This window comes from Scandinavium tedordense (assembly GCF_024764965.1).
In the GTDB taxonomy this organism is placed as follows: domain Bacteria; phylum Pseudomonadota; class Gammaproteobacteria; order Enterobacterales; family Enterobacteriaceae; genus Scandinavium; species Scandinavium tedordense.
The window spans coordinates 1-16,702 of record NZ_JALIGG010000058.1; the positions used below are offsets into that span (position 1 = coordinate 1).

The following is a 16,702-nucleotide window of genomic DNA, read 5'->3' on the forward strand; positions in this document are numbered from 1 at the left end:
TTTGGCCATGGTGCGTGCGCTGAACAAAATGACGAAGGCAGGTATGCCAGAAAGTGTACGTATCGGCTGAGAGCCGGAGCTGTTACAGGGGAAACTCGCCTCAAATCTGATTTATTCAACAAAGCCAAGTGTCAGTTTAAAGCTGGTAGGCGAGGTGGTCGAACCGACACCGGTGAATACCGTTTTTGACACTTTACCTAAATCGACGCTTAATGGGCTGGCGAGTGAATCGACAACCTCACAGGCGGAATCCAGAATTTCGCCCGTAAAATTAACTTGCCCTTCACCGGTGGCGGCAAATGTTGCAGGTGCAGTAATAAATGCCCCTGACAACATAGAGAGAGCGATCAGTCTTTTCATTTAATTTCCTTAAAATGATCTGTTTGATATACACACCCACAGTAGGTGTGGCATCAATGTATTCATATGATGTATGTATAACAATCAATCATTCATAAATGATAAATTCACTAAAATGAACATCGAAAAAATTGGCTATAAAATGATAGGGTTAAGTGAGGAGGGCGCTACATGCACGACGTCAGCAGTGGAATGCGCTTGGGGATAAATATCAGCTCGAAGGCAGGCCTCAGGATCAGAGGATAATGTCCAGTATCGTGCACTGACTTTTGTTTCGGGTCGCCCCCACCCTTGAATCAATTAGGATTTATCGCCTTGTCGTTATCGTTCCTGAAAAATAGAGTAATAGCCGGACTCTGATAAAAGGAATAGTTAAAATGAAAAAGACAGCAATCGCTTTGTCCCTTCTGTTTGTCGCTACCGGTGCCATGGCCCAGGGCGAAATGCAGCATGCAACAGATGAGACCGTTCAGTCCGCCCACGCTGGCGCCGACACAGCTAAAGAAAAACTGCATCAGACCGAACATCGTACTCAGGAACAAATGAGCAAAGCGCAAAGCGACGGCTCAACCACTGACACGATGAAGCAGGATGGTCAGAAAGCCTGGAACAATACCAAAGAAGGCAGCGAAAAGGCCTGGGATAAAACCAAACAGGGTTCTGAAAAAGCCTGGAACGGTACCAAAGAAGGTAGTCAGAAAGCCTGGGATAAAACTAAAGATGGCAGCCAGAAAGCCTGGGATGCCACCAAAGAAGGCAGCACCAAGGCATGGGATAAAACCAAATCTGGTGCTCAGGACGTGAAGAAAAGCGTCTCTGAATAATACGGTTCAACCGTTATAAATAATAAAGCCCGCGTTTATCGCGGGCTTTTGCTTTTGGCTTACTCAGTTTTATCACGCACGTCGGTGCTTGCACCGTTTTTCTGCACTGACGCAATGCCTTTTTGCGCCGCCGCCTTGCTGGAATACATTTCGCTGCGGGCGATCACCTCATGATTGCCGGCCTTTAGCACAAAGTAATACGGTTCTTTCGTATCCTTATCGGATTTTTTGATTTCGAAATAGCCCATCGCCTTCTCCTCAGTTGAGTGCACAAATGATTTTATAATCATAGAACGCCAGGACAGCGGTGGGGGCGAAATACGGTTTTAAGTGCGGAAAGTTTTTTGAATCGTGTTTTCATGACCTCCAATCTGATGCGTAAATGCCATTCGTCTCGGGACCGGTCGATTTCATAGGGTATTTCGGACTCAGGTTTTGGACATGTAGCACGGGCCAGGTAACAATCGGCAAATGGAATTTACAGTAAGCTGCAAAGCAGAATGTTAAGGTTCGCCAGAATGAGCCAAGTTCGGAGAGAAAGATGAAATCGACAACGACCCTAACGTTACTGGTGCTGGCGGGGGCGATGATGGCGGGAGCCGTGCAAGCCGCGTCAACCAGCCAACAACAGATGCGTCAGCATTTTACCGACACGATGGTAAAACCGTGTGAAGGTAAAAAAGCCGGAGACACGGTGACGATTACTGACCGACGTGGCGGGAAACATACGGCAATTTGCACGCTGACCGCCTTGCCTGTTGCGGAATAACGGAATACCAGAATACCACCCTGTTTTCATTCGACGCTTCTGTCGACGTCGCCGTGGGCAATATCGCCTGAATGCATACGTTACTGCTGGCAAATTCTTCCTGTAGTCCACGTGTGAAGTTGACCATCCAGGCTTTGGTCGCGCTGTGAACGGCGCTGCCACTACGGGCGTGGAAGGCGAAGACCGAAGCGATGTTGATAATTGTGCCGCATCAACCGCTGGAAGAGGCGCCGATAATGTCCAGCGCGCGGCCGACAGGGCATTGGTTTTATTATAAAACCATTAGTCACAACAGAAGAGAAAATCGCCAGTTTGCGGCCCGCTTCCCGGTAAGTTGTCATAAATCTGTCACACTTACTGCAGTTCATTAACGCATGAGGACAAAGGGATGAGAAAAAGCGTACTGGCCGTGGCGGTTATCGGCTCGATGATGGCGGGCTTTGCGGCCCAGGCAGAAACTACGCCGGAGGGCTATCAGCTCCAGCAGGTGTTGATCATGAGCCGGCACAACTTGCGTGCGCCGCTCGCCAATAATGGCAGCGTTCTTGAACAGTCCACGCCGAATAAATGGCCGGAGTGGGATGTGCCAGGCGGACAGCTCACGACTAAAGGTGGCGTTCTCGAAGTGTATATGGGCCATTACATGCGGGAATGGTTGGCCGAAAAGGGGATGGTGACCACCGGTGAATGCCCGCCGCCGAATACGGTATATGCTTACGCCAACAGCCTGCAACGTACCGTCGCCACCGCGCAGTTCTTCATTACCGGTGCGTTCCCGGGCTGTGATGTGCCTGTTCATCATCAGGACAAAATGGGCACCATGGACCCGACGTTTAACCCCGTTATTACCGACTCGTCAGTGGCCTTCAGCCAACAGGCGGTAAAGGCGATGGATGAAGAGCGGCAGAAGATGAACCTCGGCGAAAGCTACAAGCTGCTGGAAACGCTCGTTGAATACAAAAACTCCCCATCCTGCAAAGAAAAGAAAGTGTGCTCCCTGACCGACGGCAAAGACACCTTCAGCGCGCCGTTTGAAAAAGAACCCGGCGTCGACGGGCCGCTGAAAGTGGGTAACTCGCTGGTGGATGCTTTCACCCTTCAGTATTACGAAGGTTTCCCGGCCGATCAGGTGGCCTGGGGACAAATCAAAACCGACAAGCAGTGGCGCGTGCTATCAGAGCTGAAAAATGGCTATCAGGACAGCCTGTTTACCTCGCCAGAAGTGGCCCGCAATGTGGCTGCGCCGTTGGTAAAATACATCGATAAAACGCTGGTTATCAACGCCGGAAAAGGCCCAAAGGTGACGCTGCTGGTGGGGCATGACTCGAATATCGCCTCGCTGCTAATGGCACTGGATTTCAAACCGTATACGCTCCACGATCAGTACGAACGCACGCCCATCGGCGGCAAAATTGTGTTTGAACGCTGGCGTGACGCGGCCGGAAACCGCGAGCTGATGAAAATCGAATATCTGTATCAGAGTACGCAGCAGCTGCGGAATGCGAATGTGCTGACGCTACAGGCGCCACCGCAGCGCGTCACGCTGGAGCTCAAAGGGTGTCCGATAGATGCAGACGGATATTGCCCGGTAGATAAGTTCAATGAAGTGCTGCATAACGCGGCGAAGTAAACAGTATTCTCCCCCGCCTGGCGGGGGAGTCTGTTTCAGACATTTTTACGTTCGATGGTTTGTTCGCCCCAGAACAGCGAGTCTTTATCGGTTTTCTTAAAGGCCAGCGCCAGCACTTCATCGCTACCTTCTTCCCAGACTTTTTCAGCCAGTTTTTCGTCGTACTTAACCAGTTCGAAAATGGCCTCGGCGATTTCCGGTGAGGTGTTCCGCAAGCTCGCCCATTCACCTACGTGATGCGCTTTCGATTCCTGTGTTGACATAGTATTCCTCCTGACAGAAGTTTAGCTTTTCAATTTCCGCGCCAGATTGGCAACGTGTTGTCCCTGATAGCGGGCAATTGCCAGTTCTTCCTGGCTGGGCTGGCGCGAACCATCCCCGCCTGCAATCGTGGTTGCGCCATACGGCGTACCGCCGCGAACTTGAGAGACATCAAATAATTCCTGCGCGCCATAGCCGATCGGCACAATCACCATGCCGTGGTGGGCGAGGGTAGTCCATGTCGAGGTAATGGTTTGCTCCTGACCGCCGCCGGTGCCGGTGGAGCTAAAGACGCTGGCGAGTTTGCCGTACAGTGCGCCGGATGCCCACAGGCCGCCGGTTTGATCGAGGAAAGTGCGCATTTGCCCGGCCATGTTGCCGAAGCGGGTTGGTGTACCGAAAATGATGGCGTCGTAATCCGCCAGTTCTTGCGGTGTCGCCACCGGGGCGGTATGTGTTTTGCCGCCCGATTTAGCGAATACCTCCGCCGACATCGTTTCAGGCACGCGTTTCACCGTCACATCAACGCCATCCACCTGGTTCGCACCGTCCGCAATGGCCTGCGCCATTGTTTCGATGTGTCCATACATGGAATAAAAAAGAACCAGAATTTTTGCGTTTCCACTCATAGCCTTATTCTCCGTAATGACACTGTGTATAAGGAAGATACTCCTGAAAGTGTTGGTCACATACCGGGTCTGGTCAACTCCCGGTCGGGATTTAAGCGGCAGTGAACAAAGCGGTGGTGATTTTTCAAATGAAACCCTGTTTCACATCTTTCTTACAACTCCTGCCGTCTAAGCTATTCGTGCTGTAACAATCATAAACAGTTACTGTTCTTAATTATTCACAACTCAAATTTTTCTCATGTGAAACATTTTGAAAAATTATCTTAAATCAAATTTTGTACTTTCCGGTGCCTCTAAAATCACTCCCGCTTCACTGGAGATCACCAGGGGAAAAGGATTTTTATTTGTAAGGTGTCATTCCAGGTTTCAGCTCAAGAATATTTGTACTGATATTCCCTCGACCTTTAAATATTGATCTGATGGTAATTTAATGAAATTCGCAATACCTGCCTGTTTGCTTTTCTCTGCTTTGGTTCCTTCAGCCTATGCGTTAACGGGTGCTGATCTTGATGCGGCCAATAAGTACTTTGCTGATCATCCTGATATTAAAACAAACGCACCCTGGATTTATGATGAGGTCATGAGAAAAAATACCCTTCAGGAAGCCAATGATTATCTGTCGAGCAATAAACCGTGGAATCCTGCGACAAACAATTATTTGACATTAGATCCGATTCCACGCCGCACAACCCAGAGCGTGCCAATGGCCAGTCTTACCTCATCGAGCGCATCGACTGTGTCTGTCACCGATACGCACAGCTACACGGATAATCAAATTGCGCCGTTAAAAGCCACGCTTGATCAAGATAACCAACAAATTGCGCAGAACACAGCAGGTATTACGCAGAACCATAATGATATTGCAGAAAACCATCACGATATCGCGAAAACAGAAGATGACGTTGCCCACAATCAGGATGCGATTCAACGTACCATTCCGAAGTGCGTGCTACGCAAGCGCAGGTGCAGAGTAATACCGGGCAAATTAATAAGCTGAATAACAATTTCAGCAACCTCAAATCTGAAGTCGATGAAAATAAAAAAGAAGCTTCAGCGGGAATATCCGGGGCAATGGCGCAGGCCAATATTCCGCAGGTGATTCAGGGGCAAACTTTCTCCATTGGCGCTGGCGTGGGTGGCTACGCAGGCGAAAATGCCGTCGCAGTAGGGATGTCGGCGCGCGTCTCGCAAAGCGTGATCGTTAAAGCCTCCGTGTCAGACGACACCCAACAAACTGTCGGCTATGGCGCAGGCGTGTCAATCGGTTGGTAATCCATTTCTATCGGGGCGAAGCCCCCACAAAAATAAAATTCCGTCCTGAACGGAAATAAAGAGAGTGAATGATGATGAGCATGAAGTCTGTTATGTCAGGTCTGTTGCTGGCTGGAACCTCGTTGTTCTGCCAGGCGGCAACAAATACGTCGTACAGCTATACAGGGTATGGCGTCAGTTTCCACATGGATAATGGCTATTTCGCCTATCTGGATGACAAGCCGTGTGCGCTGGATGAGAAAACATCCAACGCCACTGTTTACAGTTCCGGTTTGTACCAGGTGATTGTTTATAAAACAGGAAAAGTGGCGCTGATGAAGCAAGGCGTTTACGTCGGCAATTTACACGGTTGATGCTGGGCCAGTTAATTCGGGAAACATTCATTAATTCAGTCGGTTGGATGTGATACAAGCGGCAATGACTCTGTAGCAAAATGACACACTTTCCTGTGCGTTTTTTTCATAAGCCATAAGAGTCGCTTATGCGTCGCGCAGCGGCAAACCCACACTTTCCGCTGAGCGCATGTTGCAAGATATTACCGTTTACTGGAGGAATGAGAGGCTTCCACTAAGCTTAGTTCCACGCGGCGATAAACTGGCCTCTGGCCCGTGACCGCGCAGTGGAATATTCCACATCACGTAATGCAATATGATGTCTGAACAATTGATTGGAGGTCCGTAATGGCAAACCATCGTGGCGGTTCGGGTAATTTCGCCGAAGACCGTGATAGAGCATCAGAAGCAGGTCGTAAAGGTGGCCAGCACAGCGGGGGTAACTTCAAGAACGATCCTCAGCGTGCCTCTGAAGCTGGCAAAAAAGGGGGGAAAAACAGCCACGGCAGCAATCGCAATAGCTAGTGGGCTGACGCCGTGCGATGTGGCGACCTGAGCCCCATCGAATCCCCGCCGCCGGGCTTTCCCGGCGGTTTTTTTATGCCTGCTGGTTGCAGCAGTCCGCGGTAATCTGCACACTGTTGGGCTGAATGTTATCCCGGCGGTACTATGTCCTTTCTTTCTCGCTATCAATTTTCCGTTAAGCCTCAGGAAGCGCTACTGATTGTCATCACCATGTTTTGGGGTGGCACGTTTCTGGCGGTGCAATACGCCGTCACCATGAGCGACCCGTTCTTTTTTGTCGGACTGCGCTTCGCCACCGCGGCTATCGCCGTGGGTCTGCTTTCACTACGCTCTCTGCGTGGGTTAACGCGGCTTGAATTGAAAGCGGGCGTGATGATTGGAATCGCTATCGCATTTGGCTACAGCCTGCAAACCTGGGGCTTACAGTCTATTTCCAGCAGCAAATCCGCCTTTATTACCGCGATGTACGTGCCGCTGGTGCCGTTATTGCAATGGCTGTGTCTCGGGCGTATGCCGGGGTTGATGTCCTGCGTCGGGGTTATGCTGGCATTCATCGGTCTGATTTTACTTGCCGGGCCGGACGGAAACTTACTGGCGCTTGGCGCCGGGGAAATCATTACCCTCGCGGGGGCGCTGGCTATCGCCGCAGAAATTATTCTGATCAGCGCCTGGGCCGGGAAGGTCGATGTGCGCCGGGTCACCGTCGTGCAGCTGGCCACCGCGTCGCTGGTCGCCTTCACCATGATGATCCCCGCCGGAGAATCCGTGCCGTCATTTTCACCGGGCCTGCTGGTGGTAGCCCTGGGTTTAGGGATTTTCAGCGCCATTATTCAGGTGGTGATGAACTGGGCCCAGCGCAGCGTTTCCCCGACGCGTGCGACGGTGATTTATACCGGTGAACCGGTGTGGGCGGGCATCTTTGGCCGTATGGCGGGTGAACGCTTACCAATGCTTGCTCTGCTTGGTGCGGCGTTCATCATCGCGGGCGTTCTGGTCAGCGAACTGAAGTTCAAAAAGAAAAAGGCGTTACCGCAGGTTGTGGATGACGCCGAAAACAAATGTACCGCGCAGGAATAAGGAGAGCGTCATGGCTCAGGCAGCCGTAAAAAAAACCGGGAAACGTAGTCTGGCGGTGAGCGCTAAAAAAGAGGCCATTCTGACGGCAGCGCTGAACACCTTTTCTCAGTTCGGCATTCACGGCTCGCGTCTTGAACAGGTGGCGGAACAGGCGGGCGTCTCGAAAACGAATCTGCTTTATTACTATCCGTCGAAAGAAGTGCTGTACGTGGCGGTAATGCGCAATATCCTCGATATCTGGCTGGCGCCGCTGCGCGCATTTCGCGAAGAATTTACGCCACTGGTGGCTATTGGTGAGTATATCCGCCTCAAGCTGGAAGTCTCGCGAGATTACCCGGAAGCCTCGCGCCTGTTTTGTCTTGAGATGTTGCAGGGCGCGCCGCTGCTGATGGCGGAATTAACCGGAGATTTGAAATCCCTTGTGGCAGAAAAATCAGCGATCATTTCAGGTTGGGTCTCGGAGGGCAAGCTGGCGCCCATCGATCCGAACCATCTGATCTTCATGATTTGGGCCGCCACGCAGCACTATGCGGACTTCTCCACTCAGGTCGAGGCGGTCACCGGTAAAACACTGCGTGATGAGGCGTTCTTCCAGCAAACCGTGGAAAACGTACAGCGCATGATTATTGAAGGGATCCGTCTGCGTTAACGCAGCGGGAAGACGCAGCTCACATCGCCTTCTTCACAGGTGAGTGTGCTTTTCAGCAGTTCGGTACGTTCGCGGGTTTTGTCGGTCATGCACTGCGCGTGAACCATTGGGGCGACGGAGGCACCGTCAGCGCCGGAGGTCAAAAATGCGCAGTCAGCGTCGCGAAAGGCGATCCACGCTTTTTGCGCGGTTACGAGCTGAGTTTTCTGCGCGGCGGTGGCGAGTTTCATCGCCTCTTTATAGGTCTGATTGAGCAACTCATCCTGTTTTTTATATTCATTGCTGGCGCACTCGTTAAGTCCCGCCTGGGACGTGGCGGATTCACAGCTGTCCGCCAAAGCGGAAGTGCTCATCAGCAGGGCGGCAGCGGCGATAATGCTCAATTTCATGATGTTATCTCCAAAGAAAAAAGGCCCGTTTCCGAAGCCTTTTGCCCGGTGGCGCATGCTTTCCGGGCCTACTGGGGCGTGGATTGAAGCCCGGCAGACTTGTACCGCCGGGCGCGTTGCCACTCATTAATCACAAGCTTAGCCGATTGTCATCAGACTGGCGTTGCCGCCCGCCGCCGCAGTGTTGACGCTCAGGGAGCGTTCAACGTACAGGCGCTCCAGCAGCAGATTGGTTTCCCCACGCGCAAAGCCCTGTACCGAGATAATCGCCCCATCGCGAGCCGCCACCTGCTGGCACAGTTCACGCAACTGATCTGAATCACCGTGATAAATCACCGCATCAAAATCCGCGTTCACAATCTGCTCGCGTTTGGCGAAGCGAATACGATCGTTGACCGCTTTCGGCAACTGTTTTGCCAGCCCACGATGCAGACTTTCATCCGGCCACAGGATTTCACTGCCGACGGCTGTTACCCCCGCGAGCTGCACCAGCGCGTCTTCTTCATTATCTGCAAGACACAGTACGCGTTCACGTGGCATCAGCGTCCAGGTATTGCGTTCGCCGGTTGGGCCTGGCAATAACCGCTGGGTCCCGGCCTGGGCCAGTTCGCCGTAACGCTGACAAAGTGTGCTCAGTTCTGGACGGCCGTTAGCCCATTCGCGCAGGGCGATCAGCGGTTGTTCCAGCAGTGTTTTTAGCTGCGAATCCACCGGACGCTCGGCATCCTGACGGTTCAGCGTGGTTAACAGCGCGTCTTCCGGGCGGCTGGAGAGCAGGCGATACAGGTACATTGGACCGCCGGCTTTCGGACCGGTACCGGACAAACCTTCGCCGCCGAACGGCTGCACGCCGACGACCGCGCCTACCATATTACGGTTCACGTACAGGTTGCCGACGTTGGCGCTGCCGGTGACCTGGGCGATGGTTTCGTCGATGCGGGTATGCACCCCAAGGGTCAAACCGTAGCCGGAGGCATTAATCTGCTCGACCAGCGCATTAAGGTTGCTGCGGTTGTAGCGCACCACGTGCAGCACCGGGCCGAACACTTCTTTTTGCAGCTCATCGAAACTTTCCAGTTCAATCAGCGTCGGCGGCACGAAGGTACCGGTGGCCCATTCGCGGCGGTCTTCACTGTTATCGCGCGCGGCCTGGAACACCGGGCGCCCTTTGCTGCGCAGGGTCTGGATATGGCGCTCGATATTGCCTTTGGCTTCGGTATCGATAACCGGGCCAATATCCGTGGTCATGCGGCCAGGGTTGCCCATTCTGCATTCTGCCATCGCACCTTTCAGCATCGTCAGGGTGTGGTCGGCGATATCGTCCTGCAAACACAGCACGCGCAGGGCAGAGCAGCGCTGTCCGGCGCTGTCGAACGCGGAGGCCAGAACGTCAATTACTACCTGCTCGGTCAGCGCAGAGGAATCAACGATCATCGCGTTCATCCCGCCGGTTTCAGCGATAAGCGGTGTCGGACGGCCCTGGGGATCGAGGCGGCTGGCAATATTACGCTGTAACAGCGTGGCGACGTCGGTGGAACCGGTAAACATCACCCCGCGCACGCGGTTGTCAGACGTGAGCTGCGCCCCGACGGTTTCACCGCGACCCGGCAGAAGCTGCACCACACCCGGCGGTACGCCGGCTTCCAGCAGGATATTGATGCCCTGAGCGGCAATCAGCGGCGTCTGCTCTGCAGGTTTCGCCAGCACGCTGTTTCCGGCGGCGAGTGCCGCGGCGATTTGTCCGGTGAAGATGGCCAGCGGGAAGTTCCACGGGCTGATACAGACCACCGGGCCAAGCGGGCGATGGGTTTCGTTGGCGAAATCATCCCGGACCTGTCCGGCGTAGTAATGCAGGAAATCCACCGCTTCACGCACTTCGGCGATAGCGTTACTGAAGGTTTTACCCGCTTCGCGTACCAGAATGCCCATTAGCTGCTGCATCTGGCCTTCCATTAATACGGCGGCGCGTTCAAGAATGGCGGCACGTTCATGCGGCGGCGTGGCGAACCAGATAGGTGCGTTATTGACCGCGTTGGTCAGGGCCTGCTCCACTTCGCGTTCGGACGCATCACGCACATAGCCGACGATATCTTTCGGCTCAGCCGGGTTGATCACTGGCTGCATATCGCCGTCGTCAACCGCCTGTTCCAGTATCGGCAGGGCACGCCATTTTTGCAGCGCGCTGTTGAGCAGTGAAGAGGAGAGAGAGGCCAGACGGTGTTCGTTGGCCAGATCCAGACCGGCGGAGTTATTGCGTCCTTCGCCGTACAGCTCACGCGGCATTGGGATCTTCGGATGTGGCAGACCGGCCTGGCCTTCCTGCTGCGCCAGTTTCTCGACGGCGGATACCGGGTCAGCCACCAGTTCATCCAGCGGCAGGGTGGTATCGGCGATTCGGTTCACGAAGGAGGTATTCGCGCCGTTCTCCAGCAGACGACGCACCAGATACGCCAGCAGCGTTTCGTGCGTGCCTACCGGAGCATAAATGCGGCACGGACGGTTCAGTTTTCCGTCGGCCACTTTGCCCACGACCTGTTCGTACAACGGTTCACCCATTCCATGCAGGCACTGGAATTCATACTGGCCCGGATAATAGTTCTGGCCCGCCAGCTGGTAAATCGCCGCCAGGGTGTGGGCGTTGTGGGTGGCGAATTGTGGATAAATCAGGTTCGGTACCGCCAGCAGTTTTTTGGCGCAGGCGAGGTAGGAGACGTCGGTATACACCTTGCGGGTGTACACCGGATACCCTTCGAGGCCGTCCATCTGTGCGCGTTTGATTTCGCTGTCCCAATACGCGCCTTTTACCAGACGAATCATCAGGCGACGGCGGCTGCGGGTGGCGAGGTCAGTCAGGTAATCAATTACTGCCGGGCAGCGTTTCTGGTACGCCTGAATAACAAAGCCGATGCCGTTCCAGCCCGCCAGTTCCGGTTCGAAACAGAGTTTCTCCAACAGATCGAGGGAGATCTCCAGCCGGTCTGCTTCTTCGGCGTCAATGTTGATGCCGATATCATACTGACGCGCCAGCAGGGTCAGGGATTTCAGACGCGGGTACAGCTCTTCCATCACGCGGTCGAACTGCGCGCGACTGTAGCGCGGGTGCAATGCCGACAGCTTAATTGAGATACCCGGGCCTTCATAAATGCCGCGCCCGTTAGAGGCTTTACCAATCGAATGGATCGCCTGCTGATAGGAGACCATGTAAGCCTGCGCGTCGGCGGCGGTTAGCGCTGCTTCGCCGAGCATATCGTAAGAGTAGCGGAAGCCTTTATCTTCCAGCTTGCGGGCATTGGCCAGCGCTTCGGAAATAGTTTCGCCGGTAACGAACTGTTCGCCCATCAGGCGCATCGCCATGTCCACGCCTTTGCGGATCAGCGGCTCGCCGCTCTTACCGATAATACGGTTCAGGGAGCTCGACAGGCTGGCTTCGTTATGCGTCGACACCAGTTTACCGGTGAACAGCAAGCCCCAGGTGGCGGCGTTGACGAACAGTGACGGGCTGCGGCCAATGTGCGAGTGCCAATTGCCGTTGCTGATTTTGTCGCGGATCAGCGCATCGCGAGTGGCTTTGTCCGGAATACGCAGCAGCGCTTCCGCCAGACACATCAGCGCTACACCTTCCTGCGAGGAGAGTGAAAATTCCTGCAACAGGCTCTGTACCATGCCCGCTCGTCCGCTGGCGGTTTTCTGGTTACGCAGTTTTTCGGCCAGCTGGTAAGCGAGGGAATGCGCTTGTTCCGCGATGTTGTGTGGCAGACGGGCCTGCTCCAGCAGCATTGGCACCGCGTCGGTTTCAGCCCGACGCCAGGCGGCGGTAATCGCAGAACGGGTCACCGATTGCGGCAGGATCTGCTCGGCAAAGTCGAGGAACGGCTGAGGCGACTCTTCGGTCTGCACCAGGCCTTCCTCGCTTTCATTCGCCGCCCCTGACAGCAGGGCAGGCAATTCCGGCAACGCTTCGTCGTTTTCCAGTTTTTCCAGATAATTAAAAATGGCCTGTTTAATCAGCCAATGTGGGGTGCGGTCAATGCGTGTTGCCGCGCTTTTAATTCGTTCGCGCGTGGCGTCGTCCAGTTTTACGCCCATGGTGGTGCTGGCCATAAAAAAACTCCCTTAATATTAATTGCTGCTCTCGTTGCACAGAAATATCCATCATGTTGCAACTTTGTGCAACCGTGTTAAGTGTGACTTCGCCAGCAATCAGGAAAAGCAATGACCTGTTAAATCTTTTTAACACTGATTAAGACATGGAGTTGTTGTAGAGAAGCCAGGTTTTATGCGGCGCTTAACACTTTTTCACGGTGCAACCGCGAAAAGCGTGAGCGAGTGCAACCTATAGGAAATTGATCCTGTTGACGGGATGTTTTATCTGTAAATGCAGTGTTAAATCGTTTGTGAATAAATTCAGCATACGGCAGGATACGCTCCGGCCGTAACAAAGAGCCCATTACTTCGTTCCGGTAATAGGGATAAAAAGAGTTATTCTGGAGAATTTTTTGATGGCTACTAGCACACCTATGGTGGTGACGTTTCTAATTTATATATTTGGTATGATCCTGATTGGGTTTACCGCTTGGCGTAATACCAAAAACTTTGATGACTATATTTTGGGCGGGCGTAGCCTGGGTCCATTTGTCACCGCATTATCGGCGGGGGCATCCGACATGAGCGGCTGGCTGCTGATGGGCTTGCCGGGTGCCATTTTCATTTCCGGTATCTCTGAAAGCTGGATTGCCATTGGTCTGTGCCTTGGCGCATGGATTAACTGGAAACTGGTAGCCGGACGCCTGCGCGTTCACACCGAAGTGAACAATAACGCACTGACGCTGCCGGACTATTTCACCGGTCGTTTCGAAGATAAAAGCCGCTTGCTGCGCATTATCTCCGCGTTGGTCATTCTGTTGTTCTTCACCATCTACTGTGCATCCGGCATTGTGGCGGGGGCGCGTCTGTTCGAAAGCACTTTCGGCATGAGCTATGAAACTGCGCTGTGGGCCGGTGCGGCGGCAACCATCCTCTACACATTCATCGGCGGCTTCCTGGCCGTGAGCTGGACCGACACCGTGCAGGCGAGCCTGATGATTTTCGCGCTGATCCTGACTCCGGTGATTGTGATTATCACCGTCGGCGGTTTCGGCGACTCGCTGGAAGTGATTAAGCAAAAGAGCATTGAAAATATCGATATGCTCAAGGGTCTGAACTTCGTGGCCATCATTTCCCTGCTGGGCTGGGGCCTGGGCTACTTCGGACAGCCGCACATCCTGGCTCGTTTCATGGCAGCGGACTCTCATCACAGTATCGTTCATGCGCGTCGCATCAGTATGACGTGGATGATCTTGTGCCTGATGGGCGCGGTGGGCGTAGGCTTCTTTGGTATCGCCTTCTTCAACACCCACGCTGACCTGGCAGGTGCGGTAAACCAGAACGCTGAGCGCGTGTTTATCGAGCTGGCGCAAATCCTGTTCAACCCGTGGATTGCCGGTATTTTGCTTTCTGCCATTCTGGCGGCAGTCATGTCGACGCTGAGCTGTCAGCTGCTGGTGTGTTCTAGCGCGATTACCGAAGATTTGTACAAAGCGTTCCTGCGTAAAGGCGCGAGCCAAAAAGAGCTGGTGTGGGTCGGTCGTTTTATGGTTCTGGCCGTGGCGCTGGTGGCGATTGCGCTGGCCGCAAACCCTGAAAACCGCGTGCTCGGTCTGGTGAGCTACGCCTGGGCCGGTTTTGGTGCAGCCTTCGGTCCGGTGGTGCTGTTCTCAGTGCTGTGGTCCCGCATGACGCGTAACGGCGCCCTGGCAGGGATGATCATTGGTGCGGTCACGGTTATCGTCTGGAAGCAGTTCGGCTGGCTGGGTCTGTATGAAATTATCCCGGGCTTCGTGTTTGCCAGTATCGGGATTGTGGTCTTTAGCCTGCTGGGTAAAGCGCCATCTGTCTCAATGCAGAAACGCTTTGCCGAAGCGGACGCGCATTATCACTCTGCGCCGCCGTCCCGGTTACAGGCCGAATAATCATTCTTGCTAAAGCCCGCTAAAATGCGGGCTTTTTTCTTGCTAATCACCTGAAAATGCGCTGATATCTTGCGGCTAAAAAAACAATGAGGATAGCAGGCAATGACACTAAAAATGGGGTATGCCGCCATCGCTTTGGCATTCGTGCTCAGCGGTTGTACGGCTCCATCGCAAAAATCCGTCGCAGACACGCAAAGCTGCAAAGCGGATAACCAGATGCAGCAAACCACGCTCTATTTCGGCTTGAGTCGTCCGGCGGGGAAAGATATCACGCCCCAGGAATGGCAGCAGTTTGTGGATAATGACGTCACGCCGCGCTTCCGCGATGGGCTGACGGTGCTTGATGCACGCGGTCAATGGCTTGGTAACGACGGCAAAGTGGCCCGTGAGCAGAGCAAAGCGTTGATGCTTGTCCACGGTATAGATGCGCAGAGCGAAAGCAATATTGAAGCGCTGCGTAACGTTTACAAATCACGCTTTGCCCAGGAATCGGTGATGCGGGTCGATAACCCGGTGTGCGTCCAGTTCTGATAAAAAAACGGCGGGAATAAACTCCGCCGTTGTTATGTTATAGCCCCGCGCAAGCGTAGCGTCGCTGGGCATTTAGACGTTTACAGGAACAACCCCGCAAAACTCGCCGACAGCAAACTCACCAGTGTCGCGCCGTACACCAGGCGTAGACCAAAGCGTGAAACCGCATTTCCCTGCTTCTCGTTCAGTCCTTTAATCGCGCCCGCCACAATGCCGATAGAAGCAAAGTTAGCGAATGACACCAGGAACACTGACAGAATGCCCAGCCCGCGGGGCGTCATCTGTGCGGCAATCTTTTGCAGCTCAATCATCGCCACAAACTCATTCGCCACCAATTTGGTCGCCATGATGCTGCCCGCGTTCAGTGCATCGCTCAGTGGAATGCCAATCAGCCATGCCAGTGGATAGAAAACGTAACCGAGGATCTGTTGGAAGCTCAGGCCAAACACTGTCGAGAATAGGGCGTTCACCGCGCTTATCAGCGCAATAAAACCAATCAGCATTGCCAGAATAATCATCGCCACTTTAAAGCCGGCGAGAATATATTCCCCGAGCATCTCAAAGAAACTCTGCGACTCATGCATTTTCTCGAGTTTAATCTCCGCTTCGGCATCCGGACGCGTCGGGTTAATCACCGACAGGATAATGAAGGTGCTGAACATATTGAGGATCAGCGCCGCAACGACATATTTCGCGTCGAGCATGGTCATGTATGCGCCGACAATCGACAGCGACACCGTCGACATTGCGGTAGCGGCCATGGTGAACAGGCGGCGAGAGGAGAGATCAGACAGCACCCCTTTGTAAGCAATGAAGTTTTCCGACTGACCCAGGATAATTGAACTGACGGCGTTAAACGATTCCAGCTTGCCCATGCCATTTACTTTCGACAACAGGGTGCCGATGACGCGAATAAAAATCGGCAGAATACGCCAATGTTGCAGAATGCCAATCAGCGCGGAAATAAAGATAATCGGGCACAGCACGCCTAAGAAGATAAACGCCAGGCCTTTATCGCTCATGCCGCCGAAGACGAAATTGCTACCTTCTGCGGAGAATTTCAGCAGCGATTCAAATACCCCTGAAACCGATTTAATGAGAACTAAACCGCTTTCGGCGTGCAGGAAAAAGAATGCCAGCGCGATCTCGATAATAATGAGCTGTGCAATATAACGAATACGTATGGTTTTGCGGTCAAAACTGACCAGCCAGGCGAGCGCGAGGATGACCACCAGCGCCAGCAGGAAGTGAAGAATATTAGCCATTTCATTTTTGTTTGCAGGTAAACGGGAGGCATATTTAGCCACAGCGCAGCGGCAGGGTAAACGATTACCTGTTAATAAGCTTAGACAAATTGCTTCGCACGATAACGATGACGCTCGCAATCTTTTACAACCTGACATCATTATCCGCACATTTTGCTTGTGTTTCTTTCTGTCGTAATGA

The 16,702-nt window shown here is 53.4% G+C and carries 17 protein-coding genes and 2 pseudogenes; 11 read left to right on the top strand and 8 right to left on the bottom strand.

Annotated elements, in window-relative coordinates; all coding sequences use genetic code 11:
• Positions 1–126: 126 nt before the first annotated feature.
• Positions 127–360 (bottom strand): annotated as a pseudogene (locus MUU46_RS19300) (fimbrial protein); the annotation flags it as partial.
• Positions 361–737: 377 nt separating this feature from the next.
• Between MUU46_RS19300 and MUU46_RS19305 the strand changes: the two are divergent.
• Positions 738–1,184 carry a KPN_00521 family repetitive protein gene (locus tag MUU46_RS19305; RefSeq protein WP_159761271.1) on the top strand — a complete coding sequence of 149 codons (447 nt, stop codon included), beginning with the start codon at positions 738–740 and terminating at the stop codon, positions 1,182–1,184.
• 59 nt (positions 1,185–1,243) lie between these two features.
• Here the strand turns inward: MUU46_RS19305 and MUU46_RS19310 are convergent, their stop codons facing one another.
• Positions 1,244–1,432 carry a YegP family protein gene (locus MUU46_RS19310; RefSeq protein ID WP_110509847.1) on the bottom strand — a complete coding sequence of 63 codons (189 nt, stop codon included), beginning with the start codon at positions 1,430–1,432 and terminating at the stop codon, positions 1,244–1,246.
• A 293-nt stretch (positions 1,433–1,725) separates the two neighbouring features.
• Between MUU46_RS19310 and MUU46_RS19315 the strand changes: the two genes are divergently transcribed.
• Positions 1,726–1,953 carry a hypothetical protein gene (locus tag MUU46_RS19315; RefSeq protein ID WP_159761273.1) on the top strand — a complete coding sequence of 76 codons (228 nt, stop codon included), beginning with the start codon at positions 1,726–1,728 and terminating at the stop codon, positions 1,951–1,953.
• Here the strand turns inward: MUU46_RS19315 and MUU46_RS19320 are convergent.
• A pseudogene (locus tag MUU46_RS19320) lies at positions 1,886–2,161 on the bottom strand (SDR family NAD(P)-dependent oxidoreductase); the annotation flags it as partial. The gene MUU46_RS19315 and the pseudogene MUU46_RS19320 sit on opposite strands and share 68 nt — an antisense overlap.
• Before the next feature lie 180 nt (positions 2,162–2,341).
• On the opposite strand from MUU46_RS19320, the gene agp reads away from it, so the two are divergent.
• On the top strand, positions 2,342–3,583 hold the full coding sequence (agp, locus tag MUU46_RS19325) for a bifunctional glucose-1-phosphatase/inositol phosphatase (protein WP_258966389.1): 1,242 nt from the start codon (positions 2,342–2,344) through the stop codon (positions 3,581–3,583).
• Positions 3,584–3,618: 35 nt separating this feature from the next.
• On the opposite strand, the gene MUU46_RS19330 is transcribed toward agp, so the two are convergent.
• Both MUU46_RS19330 and wrbA read right to left on the bottom strand, forming a co-directional pair.
• A complete protein-coding gene (locus MUU46_RS19330) occupies positions 3,619–3,846 on the bottom strand; it encodes a YccJ family protein (protein ID WP_159761277.1) in 228 nt (75 codons plus the stop codon).
• 21 nt (positions 3,847–3,867) lie between these two features.
• Complete coding sequence (wrbA, locus tag MUU46_RS19335; protein ID WP_159761279.1) at positions 3,868–4,473, bottom strand: NAD(P)H:quinone oxidoreductase; 606 nt, start codon at positions 4,471–4,473, stop codon at positions 3,868–3,870.
• Between the two features lie 430 nt (positions 4,474–4,903).
• Between wrbA and MUU46_RS19340 the strand changes: the two genes are divergently transcribed.
• The 6 genes from MUU46_RS19340 to rutR all read left to right on the top strand — a co-directional run bounded on the left by MUU46_RS19340 (position 4,904) and on the right by rutR (position 8,328).
• A complete protein-coding gene (locus tag MUU46_RS19340; protein WP_258966390.1) occupies positions 4,904–5,470 on the top strand; it encodes a hypothetical protein in 567 nt (188 codons plus the stop codon).
• Positions 5,437–5,745, top strand: a complete 309-nt coding sequence (locus MUU46_RS19345; protein WP_258966391.1) for a YadA C-terminal domain-containing protein — start codon at positions 5,437–5,439, stop codon at positions 5,743–5,745. The genes MUU46_RS19340 and MUU46_RS19345 overlap by 34 nt, the downstream gene beginning before the upstream one ends.
• Positions 5,746–5,825: 80 nt before the next feature.
• On the top strand, positions 5,826–6,098 hold the full coding sequence (locus MUU46_RS19350; protein ID WP_159761281.1) for a hypothetical protein: 273 nt from the start codon (positions 5,826–5,828) through the stop codon (positions 6,096–6,098).
• 327 nt (positions 6,099–6,425) lie between these two features.
• On the top strand, positions 6,426–6,602 hold the full coding sequence (locus MUU46_RS19355) for a con-10 family general stress protein (protein ID WP_015964929.1): 177 nt from the start codon (positions 6,426–6,428) through the stop codon (positions 6,600–6,602).
• A gap of 144 nt (positions 6,603–6,746) precedes the next feature.
• Positions 6,747–7,679 carry a DMT family transporter gene (locus MUU46_RS19360; RefSeq protein ID WP_159761283.1) on the top strand — a complete coding sequence of 311 codons (933 nt, stop codon included), beginning with the start codon at positions 6,747–6,749 and terminating at the stop codon, positions 7,677–7,679.
• A gap of 10 nt (positions 7,680–7,689) precedes the next feature.
• The gene (gene rutR / locus MUU46_RS19365) at positions 7,690–8,328 is read left to right on the top strand and encodes an HTH-type transcriptional regulator RutR (protein WP_159761285.1); all 639 of its coding nucleotides are present in this window, start codon (positions 7,690–7,692) and stop codon (positions 8,326–8,328) included.
• Here the strand turns inward: rutR and MUU46_RS19370 are convergent.
• A complete protein-coding gene (locus tag MUU46_RS19370; protein WP_159761287.1) occupies positions 8,325–8,717 on the bottom strand; it encodes a lysozyme inhibitor LprI family protein in 393 nt (130 codons plus the stop codon). The genes rutR and MUU46_RS19370 overlap by 4 nt on opposite strands.
• Before the next feature lie 138 nt (positions 8,718–8,855).
• Positions 8,856–12,818 (bottom strand): trifunctional transcriptional regulator/proline dehydrogenase/L-glutamate gamma-semialdehyde dehydrogenase, encoded by a 3,963-nt coding sequence (putA, locus tag MUU46_RS19375; RefSeq protein ID WP_159761289.1) that lies wholly within the window; start codon positions 12,816–12,818, stop codon positions 8,856–8,858.
• A 398-nt stretch (positions 12,819–13,216) separates the two neighbouring features.
• On the opposite strand from putA, the gene putP reads away from it, so the two are divergent.
• Both putP and MUU46_RS19385 read left to right on the top strand, forming a co-directional pair.
• On the top strand, positions 13,217–14,725 hold the full coding sequence (gene putP, locus MUU46_RS19380; protein WP_258966392.1) for a sodium/proline symporter PutP: 1,509 nt from the start codon (positions 13,217–13,219) through the stop codon (positions 14,723–14,725).
• A gap of 102 nt (positions 14,726–14,827) precedes the next feature.
• The gene (locus MUU46_RS19385; protein ID WP_258966393.1) at positions 14,828–15,256 is read left to right on the top strand and encodes a DUF3574 domain-containing protein; all 429 of its coding nucleotides are present in this window, start codon (positions 14,828–14,830) and stop codon (positions 15,254–15,256) included.
• Between the two features lie 80 nt (positions 15,257–15,336).
• Here MUU46_RS19385 and MUU46_RS19390 read toward each other — a convergent pair whose 3' ends face one another.
• Positions 15,337–16,521 (bottom strand): NupC/NupG family nucleoside CNT transporter, encoded by a 1,185-nt coding sequence (locus MUU46_RS19390; protein WP_159761295.1) that lies wholly within the window; start codon positions 16,519–16,521, stop codon positions 15,337–15,339.
• Positions 16,522–16,702: the final 181 nt, after the last annotated feature.